Source organism: Methylophaga sp., from assembly GCF_965655755.1.
In the GTDB taxonomy this organism is placed as follows: domain Bacteria; phylum Pseudomonadota; class Gammaproteobacteria; order Nitrosococcales; family Methylophagaceae; genus Methylophaga.
The window spans coordinates 92,557-113,799 of record NZ_CBFHHW010000001.1; the positions used below are offsets into that span (position 1 = coordinate 92,557).

Annotated in this window: 21 protein-coding genes; 14 read left to right on the forward strand and 7 right to left on the reverse strand. The window is 44.0% G+C overall.

Annotated elements, in window-relative coordinates; translation table 11 throughout:
* Nucleotides 1-501 precede the first annotated feature (501 nt).
* Both ACTF5U_RS00495 and ACTF5U_RS00500 read left to right on the forward strand, forming a co-directional pair.
* On the forward strand, nt 502-1,695 hold the full coding sequence (locus tag ACTF5U_RS00495) for an EAL domain-containing protein (protein WP_438969664.1): 1,194 nt from the start codon (nt 502-504) through the stop codon (nt 1,693-1,695).
* A gap of 139 nt (nt 1,696-1,834) precedes the next feature.
* Entirely contained in the window at nt 1,835-2,407 is a 573-nt protein-coding gene (locus ACTF5U_RS00500) for an NnrU family protein (protein ID WP_438969665.1), read from the forward strand.
* A 130-nt stretch (nt 2,408-2,537) separates the two neighbouring features.
* Here the strand turns inward: ACTF5U_RS00500 and ACTF5U_RS00505 are convergent, their stop codons facing one another.
* A complete protein-coding gene (locus tag ACTF5U_RS00505; protein ID WP_438969666.1) occupies nt 2,538-3,845 on the reverse strand; it encodes an ATP-grasp domain-containing protein in 1,308 nt (435 codons plus the stop codon).
* 87 nt (nt 3,846-3,932) lie between these two features.
* Complete coding sequence (locus ACTF5U_RS00510; RefSeq protein ID WP_438969667.1) at nt 3,933-5,921, reverse strand: hypothetical protein; 1,989 nt, start codon at nt 5,919-5,921, stop codon at nt 3,933-3,935.
* A 452-nt stretch (nt 5,922-6,373) separates the two neighbouring features.
* On the opposite strand from ACTF5U_RS00510, the gene ACTF5U_RS00515 reads away from it, so the two are divergent.
* From ACTF5U_RS00515 to ACTF5U_RS00525, 3 genes are all read left to right on the forward strand, one after another.
* A complete protein-coding gene (locus tag ACTF5U_RS00515; RefSeq protein ID WP_438969668.1) occupies nt 6,374-6,769 on the forward strand; it encodes an ectoine synthase in 396 nt (131 codons plus the stop codon).
* Nucleotides 6,770-7,145: 376 nt separating this feature from the next.
* Nucleotides 7,146-8,594 (forward strand): mechanosensitive ion channel, encoded by a 1,449-nt coding sequence (locus ACTF5U_RS00520; RefSeq protein ID WP_438969669.1) that lies wholly within the window; start codon nt 7,146-7,148, stop codon nt 8,592-8,594.
* Nucleotides 8,595-8,903: 309 nt separating this feature from the next.
* The gene (locus tag ACTF5U_RS00525) at nt 8,904-10,895 is read left to right on the forward strand and encodes a hypothetical protein (protein WP_438969670.1); all 1,992 of its coding nucleotides are present in this window, start codon (nt 8,904-8,906) and stop codon (nt 10,893-10,895) included.
* 258 nt (nt 10,896-11,153) lie between these two features.
* Here ACTF5U_RS00525 and ACTF5U_RS00530 read toward each other — a convergent pair whose 3' ends face one another.
* Nucleotides 11,154-11,297 carry an entericidin A/B family lipoprotein gene (locus ACTF5U_RS00530; protein ID WP_438969671.1) on the reverse strand — a complete coding sequence of 48 codons (144 nt, stop codon included), beginning with the start codon at nt 11,295-11,297 and terminating at the stop codon, nt 11,154-11,156.
* A 336-nt stretch (nt 11,298-11,633) separates the two neighbouring features.
* Here ACTF5U_RS00530 and ACTF5U_RS00535 point away from each other — a divergent pair, with 336 nt between their 5' ends.
* The 3 genes from ACTF5U_RS00535 to ACTF5U_RS00545 all read left to right on the forward strand — a co-directional run bounded on the left by ACTF5U_RS00535 (nt 11,634) and on the right by ACTF5U_RS00545 (nt 12,650).
* Nucleotides 11,634-11,840 carry a hypothetical protein gene (locus ACTF5U_RS00535; RefSeq protein ID WP_438969672.1) on the forward strand — a complete coding sequence of 69 codons (207 nt, stop codon included), beginning with the start codon at nt 11,634-11,636 and terminating at the stop codon, nt 11,838-11,840.
* 77 nt (nt 11,841-11,917) lie between these two features.
* On the forward strand, nt 11,918-12,187 hold the full coding sequence (locus ACTF5U_RS00540) for a DUF883 family protein (RefSeq protein WP_438969673.1): 270 nt from the start codon (nt 11,918-11,920) through the stop codon (nt 12,185-12,187).
* A 28-nt stretch (nt 12,188-12,215) separates the two neighbouring features.
* Nucleotides 12,216-12,650: a hypothetical protein gene (locus ACTF5U_RS00545; RefSeq protein ID WP_438969674.1), complete on the forward strand. Its 435-nt coding sequence runs from the start codon at nt 12,216-12,218 to the stop codon at nt 12,648-12,650.
* Nucleotides 12,651-12,704: 54 nt separating this feature from the next.
* On the opposite strand, the gene ACTF5U_RS00550 is transcribed toward ACTF5U_RS00545, so the two are convergent.
* A complete protein-coding gene (locus ACTF5U_RS00550; RefSeq protein ID WP_438969675.1) occupies nt 12,705-12,845 on the reverse strand; it encodes an entericidin A/B family lipoprotein in 141 nt (46 codons plus the stop codon).
* 238 nt (nt 12,846-13,083) lie between these two features.
* On the opposite strand from ACTF5U_RS00550, the gene ACTF5U_RS00555 reads away from it, so the two are divergent.
* From ACTF5U_RS00555 to ACTF5U_RS00580, 6 genes are all read left to right on the forward strand, one after another.
* Nucleotides 13,084-13,620, forward strand: coding sequence for a glutathione peroxidase (locus ACTF5U_RS00555; protein WP_438969676.1), 537 nt, complete (start codon nt 13,084-13,086; stop codon nt 13,618-13,620).
* Between the two features lie 446 nt (nt 13,621-14,066).
* A complete protein-coding gene (locus ACTF5U_RS00560) occupies nt 14,067-14,609 on the forward strand; it encodes an OmpA family protein (RefSeq protein ID WP_438969733.1) in 543 nt (180 codons plus the stop codon).
* A 14-nt stretch (nt 14,610-14,623) separates the two neighbouring features.
* Nucleotides 14,624-15,967, forward strand: a complete 1,344-nt coding sequence (locus ACTF5U_RS00565; protein WP_438969677.1) for a TolC family outer membrane protein — start codon at nt 14,624-14,626, stop codon at nt 15,965-15,967.
* A gap of 280 nt (nt 15,968-16,247) precedes the next feature.
* Complete coding sequence (locus ACTF5U_RS00570; protein WP_438969678.1) at nt 16,248-16,667, forward strand: hypothetical protein; 420 nt, start codon at nt 16,248-16,250, stop codon at nt 16,665-16,667.
* 99 nt (nt 16,668-16,766) lie between these two features.
* Nucleotides 16,767-17,261 carry a thiol peroxidase gene (gene tpx / locus ACTF5U_RS00575; protein ID WP_438969679.1) on the forward strand — a complete coding sequence of 165 codons (495 nt, stop codon included), beginning with the start codon at nt 16,767-16,769 and terminating at the stop codon, nt 17,259-17,261.
* A gap of 136 nt (nt 17,262-17,397) precedes the next feature.
* Complete coding sequence (locus ACTF5U_RS00580) at nt 17,398-18,045, forward strand: hypothetical protein (protein WP_438969680.1); 648 nt, start codon at nt 17,398-17,400, stop codon at nt 18,043-18,045.
* 11 nt (nt 18,046-18,056) lie between these two features.
* Here ACTF5U_RS00580 and ACTF5U_RS00585 read toward each other — a convergent pair whose 3' ends face one another.
* The 3 genes from ACTF5U_RS00585 to ACTF5U_RS00595 form a co-directional block, all read right to left on the reverse strand.
* Complete coding sequence (locus ACTF5U_RS00585) at nt 18,057-18,983, reverse strand: diguanylate cyclase (RefSeq protein WP_438969681.1); 927 nt, start codon at nt 18,981-18,983, stop codon at nt 18,057-18,059.
* A 20-nt stretch (nt 18,984-19,003) separates the two neighbouring features.
* The gene (locus ACTF5U_RS00590; RefSeq protein WP_438969682.1) at nt 19,004-19,795 is read right to left on the reverse strand and encodes an EAL domain-containing protein; all 792 of its coding nucleotides are present in this window, start codon (nt 19,793-19,795) and stop codon (nt 19,004-19,006) included.
* A gap of 286 nt (nt 19,796-20,081) precedes the next feature.
* Nucleotides 20,082-21,206 (reverse strand): WG repeat-containing protein, encoded by a 1,125-nt coding sequence (locus ACTF5U_RS00595; protein WP_438969683.1) that lies wholly within the window; start codon nt 21,204-21,206, stop codon nt 20,082-20,084.
* Between the last annotated feature and the right edge of the window lie 37 nt (nt 21,207-21,243).

Genomic DNA, 21,243 nt, shown 5'->3' on the forward strand with positions numbered 1-21,243 from the left:
GCAAAGCCTTAGCGTTATTTTTAGCGCTGAGGCTTTTTTGTTTCTGTCTCATGTAGACACAGATTAAGAAAACTCAATTGATAAGTTATAGGGTTCAGCTTTGTTGCACGCTAACCTTAATTTACTTAAGTCTTTACTAAAGGATAGAAACGTTATGATATGGATAGAGATATTTCTGGCAATACCGACATTGTGGTTTTAAGTGTTCTCTGGGGTCTACCCCGTTTTCACGGTCGGTTTAAAAACGCTTGAAAACTTCATATCGCACCTTGCCACTCGTCTTCTCATGCGAGGATTATGGAATCGCTCAATATAGTCAAATAAATTAACTTTAGCCGTATAACCGCGATCCTTAGAAGTTTATAAAGGTTGTATTTTCAGTTACATAAGCATACGGTCTCAAATAATCTCTATAGTTAGATGTTTACCTAATTTAATTATTATTCGCTAGTAGTCTCATAAAAGAGACTATTGAGTAAATGGAGTATTAAGGATGATCAAATGACTGATCAGAAATTAACGGTTAAATGTCTATCAGATGCGCTAGAAAATGATGAGTTTCTATTTCATTATCAGCCCATACTTTCATTAACGACAGGCAAGATTGATGGAGCCGAGGCTCTTCTCCGATGGAAGAAAGACAATGGTGATTTGATACCAGCCGGGGACTTCATTCCTTATGCCGAAAAAACAGGCTTTATAACCGAAATAACAAAAGCCATGATTCCCCGTTTTTTAAGGGATCAGGAAAAGATATTCAAGACAGACAATACGATTATTTCATCGTTAAACATATCTGCCAAAGACTTATATAACGATGAATTTATTCCCATATTCTTCAACTTAATTAACAATTCTGTTGGTGATAATTCTAAAATAAAAATTGAATTAACGGAAAGCTCTGTTTTGTCTCTTAGTGAGAAAGGCTTACAACAAATAGCCGAGCTTAGAGAGCACCATATTGGGCTTGCGATTGATGATTTTGGTACTGGGTATGCTACGTTTGCGCAATTAAGGGATTTGCCATTTACAGCTTTAAAAATAGACTACAGTATTACGAGTAAAGCGATGGCCACGCCTGATGGCCTCACACTTTTGGAGCATAGTATTAAACTCGCGCATCAACTCAATATGGACTCTATTGCAGAGGGGGTGGAAAACCCTGACATAATTGGATATTTGATGGGTATTGGGTGCGAGCATGTTCAAGGCTATTACATTAGTAAGCCATTAGAGCTTTCGTCTTTTATAGATTTAATAAATGAAAATTATGTTTGGTCTACCTTTATCCATGGCTACATTTATAAGGCAATGGTTGACTATGTCGAGTGGGTTAGGAAAGTTCATTCTTCCTTATATATGTCAAGCAGTAATTTAAGGATTGTGCCTTTTGAAGCAGAAAAGGCACCGGCGGGAAAATTTTTCCTTGAGATTACAAATAGCATGGATATTGAAATTTATAATGAGCTTACTACGAAATACAACAAAAGTTATGAATTGGCTAATATTATGCTAGATGCAAAAATTGCCGGAGACCAGATGCTTATTGAAAAGCTATTGCCTGAATTTTTTGAAAAAAGTGGCGAGGTCAATGCAATTTTACAAAAAGTATATGCTATGGAATGCCAAGAAGGCCTCTTGAAGAAGTTATTATTTCAGCATTCAACGGATGGAGAATCATGGCAAAACAATTAATGGTTAAAATTATGAGATACGTAACAGGTAATAGAGCAGAACTCAGAACAGACGTTACATGGCCTGTAGTATTCTAAATTCCAATAAAAAAGTGCTTATACTTCTTGAGCCATACAACCGCTAACCGAGGATTTTCGAGATGACCGAACTGATCGTAGGGCTTATTCTTTTTCTGGGGATCCACTCCGCGTCAATCGTTGCGCCTGTTGCAAGGGACAAAGCGGCCGTTCGATTGGGCGAGTATGGCTGGAAGGGACTTTACTCGGTGATAGCTCTTGTCGGGCTGATTCTGCTGATTCGGGGGTATGGCGATGCTCGACTCGATCCGATCGTCCTTTATTCTTCCCCAGAGTGGACACGTCATCTGGTGATGCTTCTGATGCTGCCAGTGTTCGTTTTTTTTCTGGCCGCCTATCTCCCGGGCAGGATTTCACATACGCTGAAACACCCAATGCTGGTGGCCGTTAAGCTCTGGGCGGCTAGTCACTTGTTGGCCAATGGGGCATTGGCCGATGTGCTGCTTTTCGGTAGTTTTTTAGCCTGGGCCGTGGTTGACCGCATTTCAATAAAGCGTCGATCTGTCCGGGATAATCCCCGTTTTCCTTCTGGGAAGGCCAATGACCCGGTTGCGATCGTCGGAGGTTTAGCACTCTACCTGGCTTTCGTGTTCTGGCTGCATCCGGTACTGATCGGTGTGGCGATTATCCGATAACACCATCCATACATATCTTGAGCTTCGGGCTCCCTTAAACTGAACAAATAAAAAAGCCCTAATACAGTGCATGTATTAGGGCTTTAGTTTTTAGAGCGATGCTAGACTCGGAATAGAACCGCAAAATGCGCTAGACATAGAAGTCCAAGTCTTCCTGAGCTTTAAGCAAATCCCGCATTTTGATGGGATCGTCGCCATAGAAGAAGACCAGGCCCCAGTGTGTACCGAAGGCCGAGCGTTCGGGTACCGTTTCTTCGGTGGGCGCAACCAACTCGTGAAAATCAAAATATGGATTTTCGGTAGTCTCTTTTGGCATTTCCAGCTTGCTGACTACGCGACGGCGGGGATAGACACCAAAGCACCCGGCATAGCCTTTTGCGCCTTCCACTTCTTTTGGAAAGAAGTTCGCCACCTCTTCTTTGGTGCTCTTAGGGTCGAAAACTAACATGGATGCTTGATAAGCACTGAACCCGTAGGCACGCTCAATCAATTCGAACGCCTTAAATCCGGGTGGTCGATAAGCGATCTCGCCAAAGTACATTTCACCATCGGCGGTCACAAAGTACTCGGGATGAATCAGCCCAAATTTGATATCGAAGGTCTTAATCAGTTTCTCGATCTGTTTGGTGATCGCATTACGCCAGCTTTCCAGTTCATGGGTAGCAGGCACAAAGACCGAATAACCCAAAGTCACGTACTCGGAGATGTTCAGAAATTTGATCTCACCATCGTGAATCCAGGCTTCTACTGCGAATTCCCAGCCATCAAGGTGGCTTTCCATAAGTAATGGATACTCTTCATCCGGAATGTTATCAATTTCTTCAATTGTGCGGATCATCCGATGTCCAAGGCAGCCGGCCTTGTCGAATGCTTTAACGTGAATCGGATCATCGGGATCGCCGTCGAGTTTCAGCAGTGTCTGGTTGACGCGCTTCATAAAGCGGATGATGTCGTCTTTTTCGTGAGCTTCTTCGAAAATCCCTACCCGTATACCACCCAGCTGGGCACGGCGCTTCATCAATGCTTTATCCCGAAACAGGATGGACTGACCGTACATACGTGGGTTATCCATCAGGACCGAGTTGATAGCGCCTGACCACTCTACGGTTTCTTCAAACAGGGGGATGGCAACATCAACGCCTTCGGCTTTTAGTCGCTCGGCAATTTCCATGGATCGATCATTCAGGCGTACAAAGTCCCATTGAATGTATGGAATATTATTTGCCGCGCAAAAATCAGCGGCCCAGTCGGGTGCGACCACCACATATCGACGATCAAACTTCTGAGCAGCTTTAATGGCGTTGAGGCTCCAGCCCAGTAATGCGATGTACCCCTTGTTCGGATCCTTGGGGGTTTCCGTTCCTTTCACAGAGTCCAGCGTGGGATCGGCCCAGCTTGAAACCTCGGTGGTTTTCGGACTTTCGGATTTTGTCGACATATTATGCTCTCCTCAATAAGTTGTGGAAAATGACGCTTAGGTTCGCAGCGTCAGTGATGGTCGTTCTGTGATTGTGGGGCTGGCTAACTAGCGTCCAACAGCCCAACTGTCTTGAGCCAAGCTGATGGCGTGTTGGACATCATCGATAGGTATATCGTTCGGCTCACCTTTTTCGAGTGGGTCGTAATGAAACACATACAGCCTTGAGGCGAACTCGGCTACTGGCAAAGAAGCTTCACCATAAAGCTCACCATGGCCTTGGGTCGAGGTAACAATGTTTTGCCCCCAATTTTGACCGCTGTCATTATTCGGGTTGAAAAAATAGACGCGCATAACCTCGTCCGGGTCCAGCGCAAGCCTTTGAATTGTGATGGCGTGCCAGCCAAGAAATCGCTTGGCACTGTCGGTCACAGCAATACCGGCCGGTTGCGGATTGATGACCGGAATGTTGCCATTGTAAAAAGGGTGATAAGCGGCATAAAAGTCACGAATAAACCCTTCAAAATCTTTCAGACCACCCGTAAATACGTCAACGGCTATGCGAAATCCGTGACCGACATGATCACCGTGGAATTCGGCGTTGACCCATTTATGGGGATCTTCTCCTCGCCCAGCACTACGACGACCCATTTCAAAATAGATGCGGTCCAGGTGTGGAACAGTGAGCAGTGATACGGCATCAACGTCCACCGGGGGCTCGCTGGCAAGTCCAGTACCGAGATCCCGAGAAGAAATACTGTCACCTTCAAAACGCATGACCACTTCGTCATCGCGTGCCGCCCATGCAAGGATCCGAAGCAATTCCATAGGCATGTTGTAAGCCCACATGGAGATAGCACGCGTAGACTGACAAGTCGGATAGTTTCCTTGTCCCACACCTAACGGTCGTCCGAGCACATTCAGCACGTCGGCAAGCAGAAAACACTCTGGTGAGCGGCTTTGACCAAAGACTGCCACTATTTTCTGTGTCGCCACATCGCACAGCGATAATCGTATTTGTCGCCACAGAGACGGTGCTACGGAAGGAGCGTAGAGAATGCCGCGCTCAAGCATCATAGCTAGGCCATAGGCACACTGACTGGTCTCTGGAAACAGGGCTTCATCAATCAGGGTATGAATCAATGCCGGATAGCAGTGAAAAGCGTCGGCTCCTGTATAGCTCAGCCCTAAAGCTGTAGGAATCAGGTCATTCCAGCGGGTGCGCAGGTAGCGTATAAAGCATGGCATGTAGGGTGAGACTAATCCCGTGCTGTGCATGGCCTTAGCAAAGGCGATGGCCTCCTGCAACAACATAGCATCGTCCATTTCCCTGATTCGCTCGGCATAAATGTCGAAGCCGGGATCTTCACGACAACCCTCTGTAGGGCTGAACACAGCATGGATAAGCTGCAACGCTTCGTCACCGACTTCACCGCCGATCGCATCCGGTTTTTGTAAGCAGACAGCAATCTGGGTCACCATCTGTTTAACGCTATTCACTTGGACCGGGCGCTGTTCCAGAATTCGCCAGACTTCAGCCACCAAATGTTCCAGAAGGTTATTGTAGCCCAGGTGCCCAAGCAGGAACTGATAGGTTTCCTTAACAGCGTAACCGATTTTATCCGGTCGAAGCCTGTCACTTTCCTGAAGATCACTCACTACCAGGTCGAGATTCATAGCCAACACTTGCGTTAAAAAGTGATGAGCGTGTTCCGCCGAGATCGATGGGTGGATGTAGTCGCCCTTAACTACCGCGAGAAGGCGAATCTGGCTCAGACATTCGACCACAGTTGCAGCCTGCTCTCCATGACGCATGGTACGAACAGCCAACGAGGGGACTAAAGTCTGCGGGTAATCCCAATCGCTGCCAGCAAAGAATCCTGCTGCCTCAATTGACGAAATACGCTCATAGAGTGCCTGCAAACCTTCTGCGTTGAACATCAAAACTTTCGCGGCGTCGATCACATCAAATACGGGTGAGACGCCTTCAAGAGCATTGATTTCGGCAAGGTGGTTGATGGCAGCATCGAGTGGCTTTAGAAGCTGCCCTGTCGCGCCATCAGCGTGTGGCGCGGATTTGTATGAATAATTGGGCATACACCTCTATCTTCCGGCTAACGCCGAAACATGTCAAATTTACCCTTAAAATCAAAAAGTCCAATGATGCTGTTTTCTATAGGATTTTGGGTCTAATAAAGAGAATTTTCAGCCTTCAACCTTTGCAGGAAACGCCATTCAGCTATATGGTATAAAACAGAACGATTAGCCAATAACTATTGCTACATTAACCAAAGAAATCACGGTGGTCTCCAATTAAAGGGGCCTGTATCTTTGGATGAACATGAGGTTCGAGTTTACTGACCACTGAAGTGACCGGATCGACTATCAGCGATTCGATCACTGCCGGAAAAATCGACCATTGACGCTAAAAAACCTGTCAGGATTTCAGGGAAAACAGCTAAGCCACAATGATGGTTTAAGAGCTGTTTTGTTAAAAGCATCCTGAAAGCAGTGTTTGTATTTAATAACCCAATGAATGAGGAATTAGTATGAAAATCGTAAGAGTTCAGGACATCATCGGTACCGAACGCGAAGTATCAGGCCCGGGCTGGACCAGCCGCCGTATGCTACTTAAAAAAGATGGCATGGGCTTTTCTTTCCATGAAACCATTATCCCGGCTGGTGCAGAACTCAATCTCTGGTACAAACATCATCTCGAAGCTGTGTATTGTGTTGGCGGCAACGGCAGCATTCTAGATAAAGCGACAGGTGAAACGCATCAAATAACGGATGGCACTTTATATGCGCTGGACAAGCATGATCAGCACACTCTGAGGGGCGGCACCGAAGATATGCGTCTTATATGTTCATTTAACCCGCCTGTTACCGGCCGTGAAGTGCACGATGAAGATGGTGCTTACTTGCCGGATACTGGGGAAGACTGAGTCTGAAATCGGTTTCCATTATCGGATCGATTAAAAACCGCCTGTAGAGATTAACTACTTGTTGTTTGGAAGGTTCTTTCTGACGGATTTGGTCGGATTAAGTTGTGAAAAGTTATACCTGCAATTTCAGAATTCATAATTCTCCAGCTCGCGTCCCGATGTAACCACCATGATCTTAAAAGCCTCGGAACTGATTAATTCTCCGGGGCTTTTTTTTGATCAAAATTATTTGATCAACCTCACTCAAAGCTAAACCAGAAGTACCATCCAGAAGGATTGGTTGATATTTAACCATTTGTTTTTAAATGTCATTTTGGACATTTAACGTTTAAACCTATAGGGTTAAATTGTGTGCTACTAAATAAAAGGGGTTCTCATGGATCAAATAGCCGCATTTTGGAATCAATACGAAAGCTCAGTACTGCTGTTTGTGGTCGCTGTTTTGTATCTGATTGGCTTTTACGTCGCAGCGCGAATCGTTAAAAGCGTTTCTCATCGTTTGTTATTAAAAACTCAGATCGATAATCAATTCACCAAAACGGTTGGTCTGAAAGAAAGTTTTCCGATTGAAAAAGTCATATCAGTTACCACTTTTTGGATTATCATGGCATTCGGTCTGTTGACCTTCTTTGACAAGTTGGACTTACAAACGGTTACGCAGCCACTCAATGCATTGTTAACAGAGATCTTTTCTTATCTTCCTAAATTGGGTGCCGCTGCCGGATTACTTATCATTGCCTGGATTCTGGCATCACTTTTGGAGAAGGGTATTGAAAAGGCATCGACAGTTGCCAAGCTTGATGAGCGATTGAATAATCTAGACAAAGACGAAGAAGATAACTTGTCTGTGAGTAAATCTTTTTCCAGAGCAGGTTATTGGTTAGTCTTTTTACTGTTTTTGCCTATGGTACTAGGCGTCTTGCAGATGGAAAGTCTGGTCACACCGTTACAGGATATGTTTGCCAAACTGTTCAGTTATCTACCTAATATCATCTCCGCTTTACTGATCTTCGCTGTAGGTTACTTTGTAGCACGACTAGTGAAACAGGTTGTGACGAGTTTATTAGCTGCTTCAGGTGCGGATAAATTCAGTGAAAGGACTGGTATCGAAACCAAGTTTTCGGATCTGATCGGTACGGTCACTTACACCTTTATCCTGCTGTTGGTAATTGTTCAGTCGCTTGATGCGCTGAGAATTGCTGCTATCTCGCAGCCTGCACAAAATATGATTCAGATGATATTTGCGGCTATTCCAGGCATTCTTGCAGCAACATTAGTCATCGGGATTTCATATTACATCGGTAAGCTTGTTGCTCAGTTAGTAACTGACTTATTGACTGCTGCCGGCTTTAATAAGATGGTGTCAAATCTTGGCTTTGAAATGGGGCTGGAACGAACGCCTAGTCAGTATGCCGGCAGCTTGGTGCTTCTCGGTGTGATTCTGTTTGCTATTCTGGGTGCGACGGAACTGCTTAACTTCCAACCTTTGAGCATGATTGTTACAGTCATGATTGAGTTTGCGGTTCAAGTGATTCTGGCAGCCGTTATCTTAGCCATCGGTATTTTTGTGGCTAAAAAAGTCAAAGGTATTGTTGTTGAGGCGGGCATGCCTAATTCAGCAGCATCACTGGCTAGTGTGGCTATTATGTTCTTGACCATTGCCATGGCCTTGCGTCAACTTGGCTTGGCTCAGGATATAATTAATATTGCCTTTGGTTTGATGTTAGGTGCTGTTGCAATTGGTACAGCATTAGCTATTGGACTGGGCAGCAAGGATATTGCCGGCCGAGAAGTTGAAGCATTATTACAAAAGTTTAAAAAATAATATGACATCAGAGTCCTGCCCGAAGAACAGGGCAGGACTCATTTATGTTTAATCACTCAATGCAGCGAGCAATTTGTTGCATTGCCATTCAATTTAAAAAACCATTTTCTGTTTACTTCCATGCATACTGCATAAAGGCTATCTTCCCTGCTTCTCTAAACAGCGAGTCGGGGCGGAGAGGGTTCGGTGCACGCTGGGGTTTGGTATACTTTTTTGAATATGATCCTGACAAATGCGGGATTTGTTGAAACATCAGGAGTCTCTGGATTTATAGGTTTAATGTATTCAGAGATGCGATAAGGAATAAGCTTGGTAGAATCAGTGAGTGATGTGAATGTGAGCATTGAGGTGACGCAGCCTCAGTTAGTGGAAGAGCTTGAAGACGCCATTACTGCATTAGACGAAGCACCGGACTTTTCGAAGGCAACAAATGTACGGCGTCTTTATGACAGTGTGAATCGAATCCTTCAATCTGAAGAAGGTTGCGCGCTGCTGGAGCGATATATAGAGCGTATAGAGCGGGCAGGTGTGTTCAATAACACCGACTATGCTTCACCGCAGATTCTTGTGGCTTCTTTGAGTGCTTACGCCTTGAAAAGTGCAGATGCTGATACCGTCATTATTGAAGCTTTAAGTGACTTACGTTTGCTGGCGGTGGCAGATAACCAATATACTCATTCCGCCATTTCATCAGAGCAGGCCCATCATCATCTGACTCAGGTATTAGCGGTTAACCTGCAGATGCTATTTTCTGTGCCTTCAGAAGCTGAGCGCGAAACTCAGGGGCGGTTAGGACAGATCAGTCGTAACCTCTTGCAATATCTTGCTCAGCGTATTGGGTATGAGCACGTTATTGAGCAGTTAATCGACGAGATCTGGCGAATCCTGCAACAACGACCTATTCAGGTTGATCACATCAAACAAATGGTAACGCAGATTTCTATCTGTCAGTTAGACCCGGAGATTGATCTGGGGCAAGGCGGACATGGTGCTGATCGCCTGATTAGCAGTCTCTATGGTGCGACACAGGCTTCCAGGGAAGATCCTGGGGTCGAGGTGTATCTTGCACGGCTAGAGGCGATGGATGCTGCTGCTCTGCAGTATGAAGCGACGGGGTTTGCACGTGCCATGCATGATACCGGGCTTGTGTCACCCTATCATGCAGTATTGCTGCGCTTTGTTTCTGAAAATAGTGACCAACTAGTCAGTGAAGCATTGGGCCTGTCTTCAACGGGACGAGATTGTTTATTAAGTTTTAGCGACTTAGTCAAAGCAATCATAGATAAAGCAGTGCATCCTGAATCAGCACAAGCCATTTATGGCTTAGCATTGATGCTCGAACGATGCATTTTGTATCAACCACCGGTGGCTCCAGCCTTATGGCGGCAATTGTCGTTGTCATTGTCTGAGTTTTCGAAACAAAGACTGACGATACTGTACGGTGAGACGCCTTCTGCGGAAGCACGATTGCTTGAAGGTGTATTGTGTGTGCTCGGCCAGCCTCTAGGCGTCGGTCAAGGAAATAACCCCACTTGTCAGTCTGCGAGAGCGATTTCGATGTGGGCCTATAACGATCCAGATAACTTATTACAACTTGTTGTCAGAGCTGCGCGTGATGACGAGGTCGTCATGCACTTTGAAGGGCAGACTATCTCATCTCATGAAATCGTTGCCGGTTTGGCAAAAGAGTTGCCCATGGATCTGGATCCTGTCTCCCTTATCCTGGTGCCGCACCTAGATCGTATTTATGCGGAAATGGGCAGACTTTGTCTTGACAGAGAAGGTGATCCGCACCGTTGGGTTAACCCTGAATTTCATGGCTGGTGGTGTGGCCGTGGATTTAGCATTAATGTTGATGTGACGAACGGGAAGTTGATCAATCTGGATGAATTTCTGAGACGGTTTTATGCCAGTTATCACCCTTATTACAATGGTAACCAGCCACTGATTCACCCTCAGCCCGCAGGTGTGGCAGTTACTGACAGTGCCATGCGATTCATCGGCTGGCATGCCATTACGATTTTACGTGTTGCGTTGGATCAGGAAAATGTCATGCGTGTATATTTTTATAACCCAAATAATGATAGTGGTCAGGATTGGGGCGATGGTATTCTGGTAAGCACATCTGGACATTCTGAGCGTTTTGGCGAAGCGTCTTTGCCATTTGAGCAATTCGTTTCACGTTTATATATTTTTCATTATGACCCACTTGAACCGGGAACCCCGGAAGCGGTTCCACAAACCTCTCTGGATGAGGTATCAGAAAAAATTTATAAAAGTTGGGGTGCCAGTAGAATTTAATTGCTTATGCTTCAGTCTTCGCTTTAGTAAGGTGGTATGTAACGCTGTTGAGTTGATGTTTGGAAAAGAAAAAATGCAGGAAGATACGTCCGGCCAATAATTATTTAATTTTGCCGTTGATTTGTCGATAAGCTTTTTGTGGGAAGAAACTTTTTCTCACTGCATGCTCCTTCTATTGTTTAAGCCAGGTAACCAACCTGGCTTTTTTTTGGGCAAAAAAAGCCCCACTTGATTAGAGCGGGGCTTTTTAGGCTATTTTTAGTAATCTTTTTCTTCAGAAGCTTCGCCCTCAATGGCTCCCCCTGCAGCTTCCATGTCTTCGCCTACGCCTTCCATGGTGTTACATGCGGTTAAGGATAATGCAAATGTCAGTCCTAATAAAAGACACGTTATTTTTTTCATTTCAGTCTCCTTTTTTCATTCAAATTACACACTCTGAAGTTAATTTTTCTGACTTACTCAACCAAGTGACCGGTGTTGTTTTGACCATCTACTAGTGCGAACATGAATGTGCTCGAAAAGTTCACTCAACTTATGGCTAGGTAAAATAACGCGTTTTTAGCAAGTTTAAGGTGGTTGAGACGAGAAATGCTTAACAGAAGAAACATTGATCTTGTGTTTATCTGAGCCTGAGAACAGGCTGAAATAGTGAACGATAGTCTGAGGTCATTGTCAGGATAAGTAGAGGACATGATCCTCGTGATAATAAAGGACTGAATTTTTAACAGGAGATGTGTAATGAATAACGAACAAAATTCAACCTCTTTTAAAATGCTGTGTCGTGCTTTGATGCTGATGTTTGCGATTTCAAGCTTTGGCTTACTTGCAGCATGCGATAACGACGGACCAGCTGAAGAAGCCGGCGAGCAGATTGATGAAACAATTGAAGAGGCTGGCGACACAATGGAGGATGCTGCAGACGAAGCTGAAGACGCTATGGATTAAACGATTCTAGCTCATTCACCCGGGTTTTTCGGGTGGATATCACATATTTTGTAACATGCGATCAAGGAGACTAAAACATGGCTACACAAGCAAGCAATCAAGAATTACAAGATCAACTTGATACACTTCGTAAAGATTTCAGTGAACTGACGCAAACAATGAAAACAATGACGTCGGATTATGCCAAACAAGGCCAAGATAAGCTTAAAGAAAAAGCTGACTACGCTCAGGAGCAGGCAAGAGATTCTTTCTATAAGGCTCAGGGCGAGGTAGAAACCCATCCGTACACAAGTATGGCTGTGGCATTCGGTGTTGGTCTCGTAATCGGTAAAATTCTAGATAAATAATCCAGTCGGCCATCAAAAGGGAGTCTTTATGAGTTGGCGTTCACGATTACAGCTCAGTACGGTTAGCATCATAATGACGCTGTTACTGAGTTTTTTTGCCCTCGGATTTGCAGGTGTAGCGGAATTCATAGCCCTAGCAGCCGTATTTGAAACGTCTGTTGCGGCAGTAATAACTGCTTTGAGTTATGTCATTCTGGCGCTGCTTCTGTTGATTGTTACGAATAGTATCAATCGCGAACAAAAAAATAAGCAGTCGAAAAAAATACCCGACTCATCACAACAGGAAGTGGATGCGTTTTTAGAGTCGTTGACGAATCCCGCTTTGGCTCAGTTGATTAAACAGCATCCGGCAAAAACGATGATTGCTACTGTGGCTGCCGGGGTTGTGGTTGGTTACAGTGCTGAGGCACGTGAAATGCTCAAAGCGTTTAGCCAGCAGTGTAGCGAAAAAAAATCTGACTGATCAGAGCCGTCAGACTTTATGACTAAAAAGCCTCAATCGTTGATTGGGGCTTTTTTAATAATTCTTATTTTCGCTGGCGCTATTTTCAATCGCATCGCCAGCCGCCTCGACATCTTTACCCAGTCCTTCAATGGTATTGCAGCCTGCGAGCACTAGGGTTAGACAAAAAGAAAGTAATAGAGCAATACGTTTCATGATTAGGCTTCCTAAAAAGACCGCATAAAATTACCACAAGATACGAAATTGCCAAAGTCACCTGCTTACAATAAAACCATCAGACAATGAAGCATCCTACTTTGTATAAGTTTGGGCGTGCATTTTGTCTTAGGTTAGAATAATTTTATCGCGCATAACTGCTTTTATCACATTAATTTCATTTCACATGCAGCAGTCTCTATAGTCATCAATTGGGTTTTACAGGGTTCAAGCTATCATGCGTTTATCTATTCTCTTTTTGTCGTTATTTATCCCAAGCTACAGCTATGCTACAGAGCAATGTCCAGATTTTTTGAACTACGACATGCCCAGACTGCATTCAAAGGATACGGTGAACTTGTGTGATGTGGCGACAGGAAAACCGGTGTTGATCATCAATACAGCAAGTCATTGTGGATACACCCATCAGTTCGAAGGACTTGAATCGCTTCATCAAAAATACAAGGAGCGAGATTTAGTAGTGGTTGGGTTTGCCAGTAATGACTTCAATCAAGAAGCTAAAACGGAGGAGGAAGCTGCAAAAGTCTGCCGTGAAAACTTTGGTGTTAGTTTCACAATGATTGCGCCGAGTTATGTAAAGGGCCACAGAGCCAATCCGGTATTTCAAGAAATTAACAATCAAAGTGAGCAGCCTGACTGGAATTTTAATAAGTATCTTATTAACAGCCAAGGTAATGTTGTAGAACACTTCTCCAGTCGAGTAGAACCGGACTCAACTCAAATGAGCGAAGCCATTGAGTCCATTTTAGAGTAGGCTATAAACCATGTAATATAAGGGTTAACCCTGTTTCACTGCCTTATAAAATCTATACATTAAAGATAATTAATGTGATGCGGTTCACATTTTTACCGCAATAAGGTTTAATAGAGGTTTAGTACGGTTCGGATTTGTTCACGTACAGAAAGCGACATTGAATTGATTTTATTTAACATGTAGGTGCTGTAAACACCTGTTAAACATGATGATTAGGTTGACTTGCCTTCAATAAAATCTGATACTTCAGTTATAACTTTCAATCACACTTTTGTGAGTCGGTTTTCAGGGAGAAGATGCTTAATGAAGGAATTTATGTCTCAAGTGGCTCACAGGCTGAGCTTTCAAGCCGATTTTAACATGGTCAGCAGTGCCTCTTTTTTTGACGACTCACGACGTGATCTTCAATCTCGCATTTACACGGTTTCTCAAAAGGGGCATCTGTGATGATTAATTCATGCCGTTTTCTACTATTACTGATTGCAGTTTCTGTAACAGGGTGTAGCGCCATTCATGGCGATATCGGCCCTGACAAAGCACAATCGGATCTTCGCGATTCAGTTGAAGCACCTGTTGTCGTTTCTGAAGGTGAAGCGCCTTTCTGTAAGGTGCCACCAATGGCTATTCCTGAAACGCCGAAACTGGAAACTTTGCCGGAACCTTTCAGTGCCAAACTCTATTTCCTTTTGGATCAAACGGTTTACACCGACGAATCACGTGCTGAATCTGAAGAGATCTACCAAGAAATCTTGGACAGAGGTTTTAGTCAAGTTACTATCAGTGGTCACACCGATACATCGGCTTCCAATGCCTATAACGAAGCCCTTTCTTTACGCCGAGCCCAAAAAGTTCTTCAAGAACTGGTTGACTATGGTGTTCCTGCAGATACGGTGAGAATATCTGCTGAGGGTGAATATCGACTATTAGTGTCGACACCAGACGAAACGGTCGAAGTCAGAAATCGTCGTGTCGAAATTAACGCACGCTAATTGTGGAGTCTTCAATGATACATAAACTTAAATTAATGACATTAACGGCTTCAGTTTTGAGTGCAACGTTGATGCTTTCTCAAACAGCGTCGGCCGAGACATTGACTGAAGCAGTCGATAAAACGATCAAAAGTAACCCAAACATTCTAGCCGAGTCTAATCGTCGTCAGAGTGTTGATAAAACGGTCGATCAAGCAAGGGCTGGTTATTACCCGAAGGTTGATTTGAATTTAGGTATCGGCAGAGAGCGGACGGAAAATAACGCCACGGCGCCTGGACATTCTACCCTGACACGTGGTGAGGCTGGTTTGACTGCCTCACAGATGCTTTATGATGGCTTTGCAACAAAAAGCTCTGTCGACCAAACACAGTCTCTAGCCGAGTCTGCTGGATATGTCGTGGCAGATACGGCGGAAACAACCTCATTACGGGCCGTAGAAGTCTATCTTGATGTGTTGCGTCGGCAAGATTTGTTGAAATTGACAGAAGATAACCTTGAGAGTCACGAGAAAATTTTCTCTCAGATTGAGCAGCGTAGTGAAAGCGGTGTTGGAAATAGTGCCGATCTTGAGCAGACCAGAGGTCGTTTGGCATTGTCACAAGCAAACCAAACCTCTAACGAAGGCAACCTTGAAGATGCAATGAGCAGCTACAATCGTGTCGTAGGTAATATGCCTGAAGCACCTGTAGATCCTGGACTGGATTGTTGTAATCAAGCACCTGCAACACTCGAAGATGCACTGGCAATTGCCTATCACCAACATCCTGCTTTGCGTTCGGCTATGGCTCAGCATGAAGCCGCTTTAGCTGAAGAACAAGGGGCAGAAGCGCCATTCCATCCTCGTGTCGATCTTGAATTAAGCACGCGTGCTGACAATGATCTGGATGGTGACAAAGGGCACGAGAAAGAAATTCTGGCTATGATTCGTTTACGTTACAACCTGTTGAATGGTGGTGCCGATAAAGCGCGTCTTGAGCAAACAAGCTTTTTAAGTGAGCAGGCAAGAGAAGAAGCAAATATTGCCATTCGTGATATTGAACGTGATGTTCGTCTTGCCTGGAATGCAGTGGATAATTTCTCCCGTCAGCTGCCTATTCTTGAGCAGCGATTAGCTTCAGCAAAACAAACACGTGAATCTTACCAGCAACAATTTAATATTGGTCAGCGAACGCTGCTGGATCTCCTGGACACAGAAAATGAAGTGTTGACTGCCGGTACGGAATATACCAACACTTACTATAACCATCTTTATTCATGCTACTGGCTGTCCGAAACCATGGGTAAACTTCTGGAACGTTTGGAGTTAGAGGCGCCTGAACAAGCGATTACGGTTGCCAGCGAAGAAGCAACGGAATAAATGAAATAGCGATTGATTGAGCCCTGATACCTGTGATGGTATCAGGGCTTTTTTATAACTGTTTTTTCTGTCTTAGGCTAACGTTGGCGTTAAATTCTGTAGCTTGATATTCACGTTTTTTTACCTTGCTTACAACTATCATGGTCGTGTGCCGTTTACTTTTTATAACAACTTTATCCAGAGCGCTTTTTCAAAGAGAGTTAAATAACGGGAAAATCTTCACTGGAGTCCTCCAGGCTCTTGCGTCATAGTGAAAAAAAGATACAGCCTAGGAGTCAGGATGATTGAACGTGATGAAAATACGTTTGCTGCTTTGAAGGAGATGGCTGAGGACATCCATTTAGTCTCACGTAATGAGAATGACGAACTTATTGGTATTGAGTACTTCAACAAGCTTGCTGTGCTCAGTCGAGAAGAACTGATGGAACTTGAGCAGCTTTGGTCTCACAAATGCGCTACCTGCCGAAAAGAAAAACTGGCATCGCAGTGGATGGTGATACAGGTCTTTATGCTAATCAGTGTCGCAATCTACATTGCCTGGATATCAGGCGGTATTGCGGGCACCATTTCCAGTATAGTGGGTGTGGTGGCAATGATTGCGATGATAGAAGATAAACGCGTCCGTATAGCGAAACGTAATCTAGAAGATGCTCATAAAGTGCATCAACATCTCTGTGATTTTATAACATCACACCATTGATGAACTCATTCACCGGAATGGGCTGCTCAGGTTGACATAAAACACGGTCAATGTAAGGCTCATCTTCCATTATTTAAATGTTTTAAGGAGGTTTACTCTATGGCAACAGTGACTTTAAAAGGTACACCATTCAAGACAGCGGGCGAATTACCGGCTGTGGGTAGCAAAGCGCCAGATTTTACGCTGACAAAAGATGATTTATCTGATCTCAATTTGTCAGATTTGTCTGGCCGCATTGTGCTGAATATTTTTCCTTCAATTGATACACCTACATGTGCAAATTCAGTGCGTCAGTTTAATAAAAAAGCTGCGTCTCTGGATAACACCTCTGTAGTATGTGTCTCTAAAGATCTACCCTTTGCAATGGCCCGCTTTTGTGGTGCAGAAGGTATTGAAAATGTGGTTGCAGCATCGGCATTTCGTTCCAGTTTTCCAGAAGATTATGGCCTCACAGTGAAAGAAGGCCCACTGGCTGAGCTATGTTCACGTGCCGTCGTCGTGATTAGTGATGATGGCAATGTGCTTTATACTGAGCAGGTTGCTGAAATTGCTGATGAACCAGATTACGATAAGGCCTTGGCTGCACTGGCTTAATTTCGCTCTTTTTAATAAGCCCCGACAAGCAAAAGCTTCCGGGGCTTTTTTATGCCTGTTAAGATGAGATTAAATAGAATCAGATAAGCTTGGTTACCGGCTTGGTTTAATCAGTGGCTTTTAAGGATCCGATGTCATGTCTGAGCATGCAGCATTATTTAGATCTGTGGCGGTGATGGCTGAATTTCATCCTCAGGCGAAAGCGCTACGTTTCTGGCGTAATGAAGATGACTGTAAGTTAGAGTCACGGGTTGAGCTCTATGACTCCCCATTAGAGGCCCTGGAAGAGCTGGAAGCCGATATTGCGCTTGTCTCAAGCCATTTAACTGATGCTGTTTTACCAGACTTTTATGCTTTTTGTAGAGATATTGAAACCATCTTTGAAGGGGGGCAGCCATCAGGTCCAATAACAAAACTGGATCACCTTGATTGGCCTCGCTTCAGACGTATCTCTGCGTATGCCCAATACTGGAAAGACCGCAACCCAAGAGAGGTTAGCAAACTATTGACCTTTGTTATGGGTATTCCACTTTATAGCTGTCTTTTAGGGGAGCTCATTACGCAGCGACAGAGTGATGCCGAGCAAGAAATTTTAAATCGAATTGAACGGCCTGGAGGGATTTATATTCTTGGCGTCAACCGCTTTAAACAGCTGTTTCGGGAAGACATTGATAAGGCCTTTAATGAGGCAAAAATGTTAGTTTCAACCTTTCGTGGTTCCCGCAGTGAAAATGCAGCACGAATAGTAAATGGCATGCTTGATTCAATGTGGGCAGGACAATGAGAAAAAGCGTTTTATTCGGCAAGTTGTTTTCGTTTGAGTCTAGAAATTTTGTATTGATTTTTACCGGATTCTTTAGCTTCGTATAAAGCCTTATCAGCCCGCTCAAATATAGACTCGACAGACTCATCATGAATGGTTCTTTGTGACACACCTAAGCTAATAGTCGCCTGAATTTGATAATTTTCCACAGACTCTGTGACTTCAAGTTGCTCAATCGCTTTACGAAGCCTTTCGGCTGAAATCGAGGCTGAGTCGATATCTGTGTTGGGTAAGATGATACAAAACTCTTCACCACCGGTGCGAGCAATGAAATCATTTTCTCTCAGTAATGATTTCAATGTCTTCACCAGTTCTATCAGGTAACGATCTCCGGCAGGATGTCCGAACTTATCATTGATGGGTTTGAAATTATCAATATCAATGACGAGTAGGCAGAATTCTGCCTGTTTTCGACGCTCAGAAAATAATGCGTCAAGCTTTTCATCAAGAGCTCTTCGGTTCCCGGCGCCGGTTAAAGCATCGGTGGTTGATAGATGTTCAAGGTGAGACTCTTTACGCTTCTGTTCAGTTACCTCACGCTGTATGGCTGCATAGTGCGTCACCGATCCAGTATCATCTCTAAGTGGGACAATGCTCACGTCTATCCAGTACTCTTTGCCAGACTTAGTGTAGTTACGAAGTGTAATTCTTATATCGTGCTGTTTAAGCAACGCCTTTTTGATTTTTTTCTTGGATGATTCAGATGTGCCCTCACCTTGAAGCATTCTGGGGGTTTTTCCCATAGCTTCTTTAAATGAATAGCCGGTTAATTTTGTGAAGGCGGGGTTAACGTAGACTATTTGGGGGCCTGGGACTTCGATATTTGCATCGGTAACAATGATGGCATCATTGGTCAGCTCTACAATTTCTCGAAAATTGAAGTCAAATTCGTCTTGCATTGATCCGAAGCTTTATTTCATTAGGCTTTGGCATTGGCAACTAATTTCCAAACGTCATCTGTAATCTCAGGCAAGGTTTCAAATTGAGGTCTGGCGAGTAAATAGCCCTGGAAAAGTTCGATGCCCATACTGACGAGTGTGTTTAACTCTGCTTCAGTTTCGACGCCCTCTGCGATGACTTTGATATTAAGGCCAAAGCAAGCGGTTATCATTGCATTGACCAGTATTTTACGGACATGATCGGTGTCTATATTCCTGACCAAGGCCATATCTAATTTGATGATGTGAGGCTGTAGATCAGCCAGTAAGTTAAGTCCTGCATAGCCTGCACCAAAGTCATCAATGGCGACAGTGAAGTTATGTTTTTTATACTCTGTAAAAATATTCTTCAGATGGTCATTGGAAGTAACTTTTTCGCCCTCAGTCACTTCAAACATAATCTTATCGGTAGGGAAGTTTAGCTCTTCGGCTGCATGAAGCGTTGCCCTGATGCAACTCTGGGGGTTATATACCGCATTGGGCAAGAAATTTATGCTGAGCATACCCTCCAGATTCAATTCAGAGGCTAATTGAATAGCTTTGACCCTGATTCTCTGGTCAAATTGATAGCGATTGCTATCGTCTAGCAAACTGAGAATTTCATAAGCAGACTCTTGGTTAATACCTCTTACCAGAGCTTCGTAACCAAAAACTTTCTCAGCCTTAACATCAACTATAGGTTGGAAAGCCATTGAGAAATCAAAATCTAGCTCCGGGATGTCCGTGCAAAGATTACAGCCGATTTCACTACTTTCCTGTTTTTTGTCATTCATATGCGCTACCGAAACATAATAAACGTAACTTGATTATATCCAGACGACCTGTATATAAATCAATCAGAATCACATGTAACCTAACAAAATAACGTAGCTATGCAAATTAAAGTCTTTTATATGCCTATTCAGGGGGGGGGGAGAAGAGTAGTTCATTCATGTAGTGCTTTACATAGAAAGAGATGTTCTCATGTCTAACAAAGTCGGTTTGCGCAGTAACTTATTGATTTATTAAATTTATTTCTAGATGTGGTCGTGTTTTTATTAACGTTTTTGCTTTGTTTTATTAACGAGAGATATAACCCCATTTCCCTTGTTTTTTTACCGCCGCCATACCATCATGAAATGGTTGCGCATCATCGAACCGGGGTTGAATAATCAGTTCCCCTTGCTTATTGATGTAGCCGTATTCCCAATAATCGAGGGTGACAGCGGCCAGCCCCTCGGTGAATGAGTGTCCCCATTTGAACTGTGGTTTGATAATGACATTACCTGTTGCGTCGACATAGCCAACCTTGGCATCTTTTTCAACTCTCCCCATACCTTCACTAAATGACCAGGCATCATCATAGTGAGGTGTGACGACGACTTCTCCCTCACGATTGATGTAGCCATAGAGGCCGTTGTCGACAATAACAGCCATTTCTTCACGGAAGGGAAGAAGCTTGTCATACCGTTTTTCCGTTAATGAAGAGCCGTCAGGGTTGATAAACCACCAGTCGTCACCTTGGTTTACAATAGCAACTCCTGTTTCAAAATCGAGAGCTTGGTCGTATTGAGCCGGGATAACAAATTCAGCATCTTTGTTAATATACCCCCAGCCTGTTTCTGTTTTCACAGGGGCTAGGCCTTCATCGAAGATTAATACATCCTGATATTGAGGCTTGATCAGCCAATCACCATTTTGTTGAATAAATCCCCATAAACCATTTTGTTTAACGCTCGCAATGCCCTCATCATTAAAACGATACGCACGTTCAAACTGAGGCTCGATTAGCCAGTCTCCCTGCTTGTCTATATATCCCCACTGACCTTGAATGAGAACCGCAGCATAGCCATTGTTGAAATGCATAACTTTTGAGTGCTCAGCAGGGATGGTTATTTCACCTTTGGGGTTAATGAATCCCCAGCGGGTATCGCGTTTTATGGGAGCAAGGCCCTCGCGAAAGTCATAAATTTCAGTATTCTTCTGTGGAGAGAGAACATGTTCGCCATTCGGTCTTATCAGACCGACTTGAGGTATGCCTTGTTTGACTTCTACTACGGTAGCGATGCCGTGATCGAAACTGTTGGCTGCATCGTACTGATAAGGTATGAGCATATCACCCTGGTCAGCCTTAGCGGTCAAGGAAAGCAAGGATAAAGTCAGTAATGTGGTGACTTTATGGGATATAGATTGCTGGAATGACATGATTGCTATCCCTCCATTTGGTTTGATTTGAGTGTGT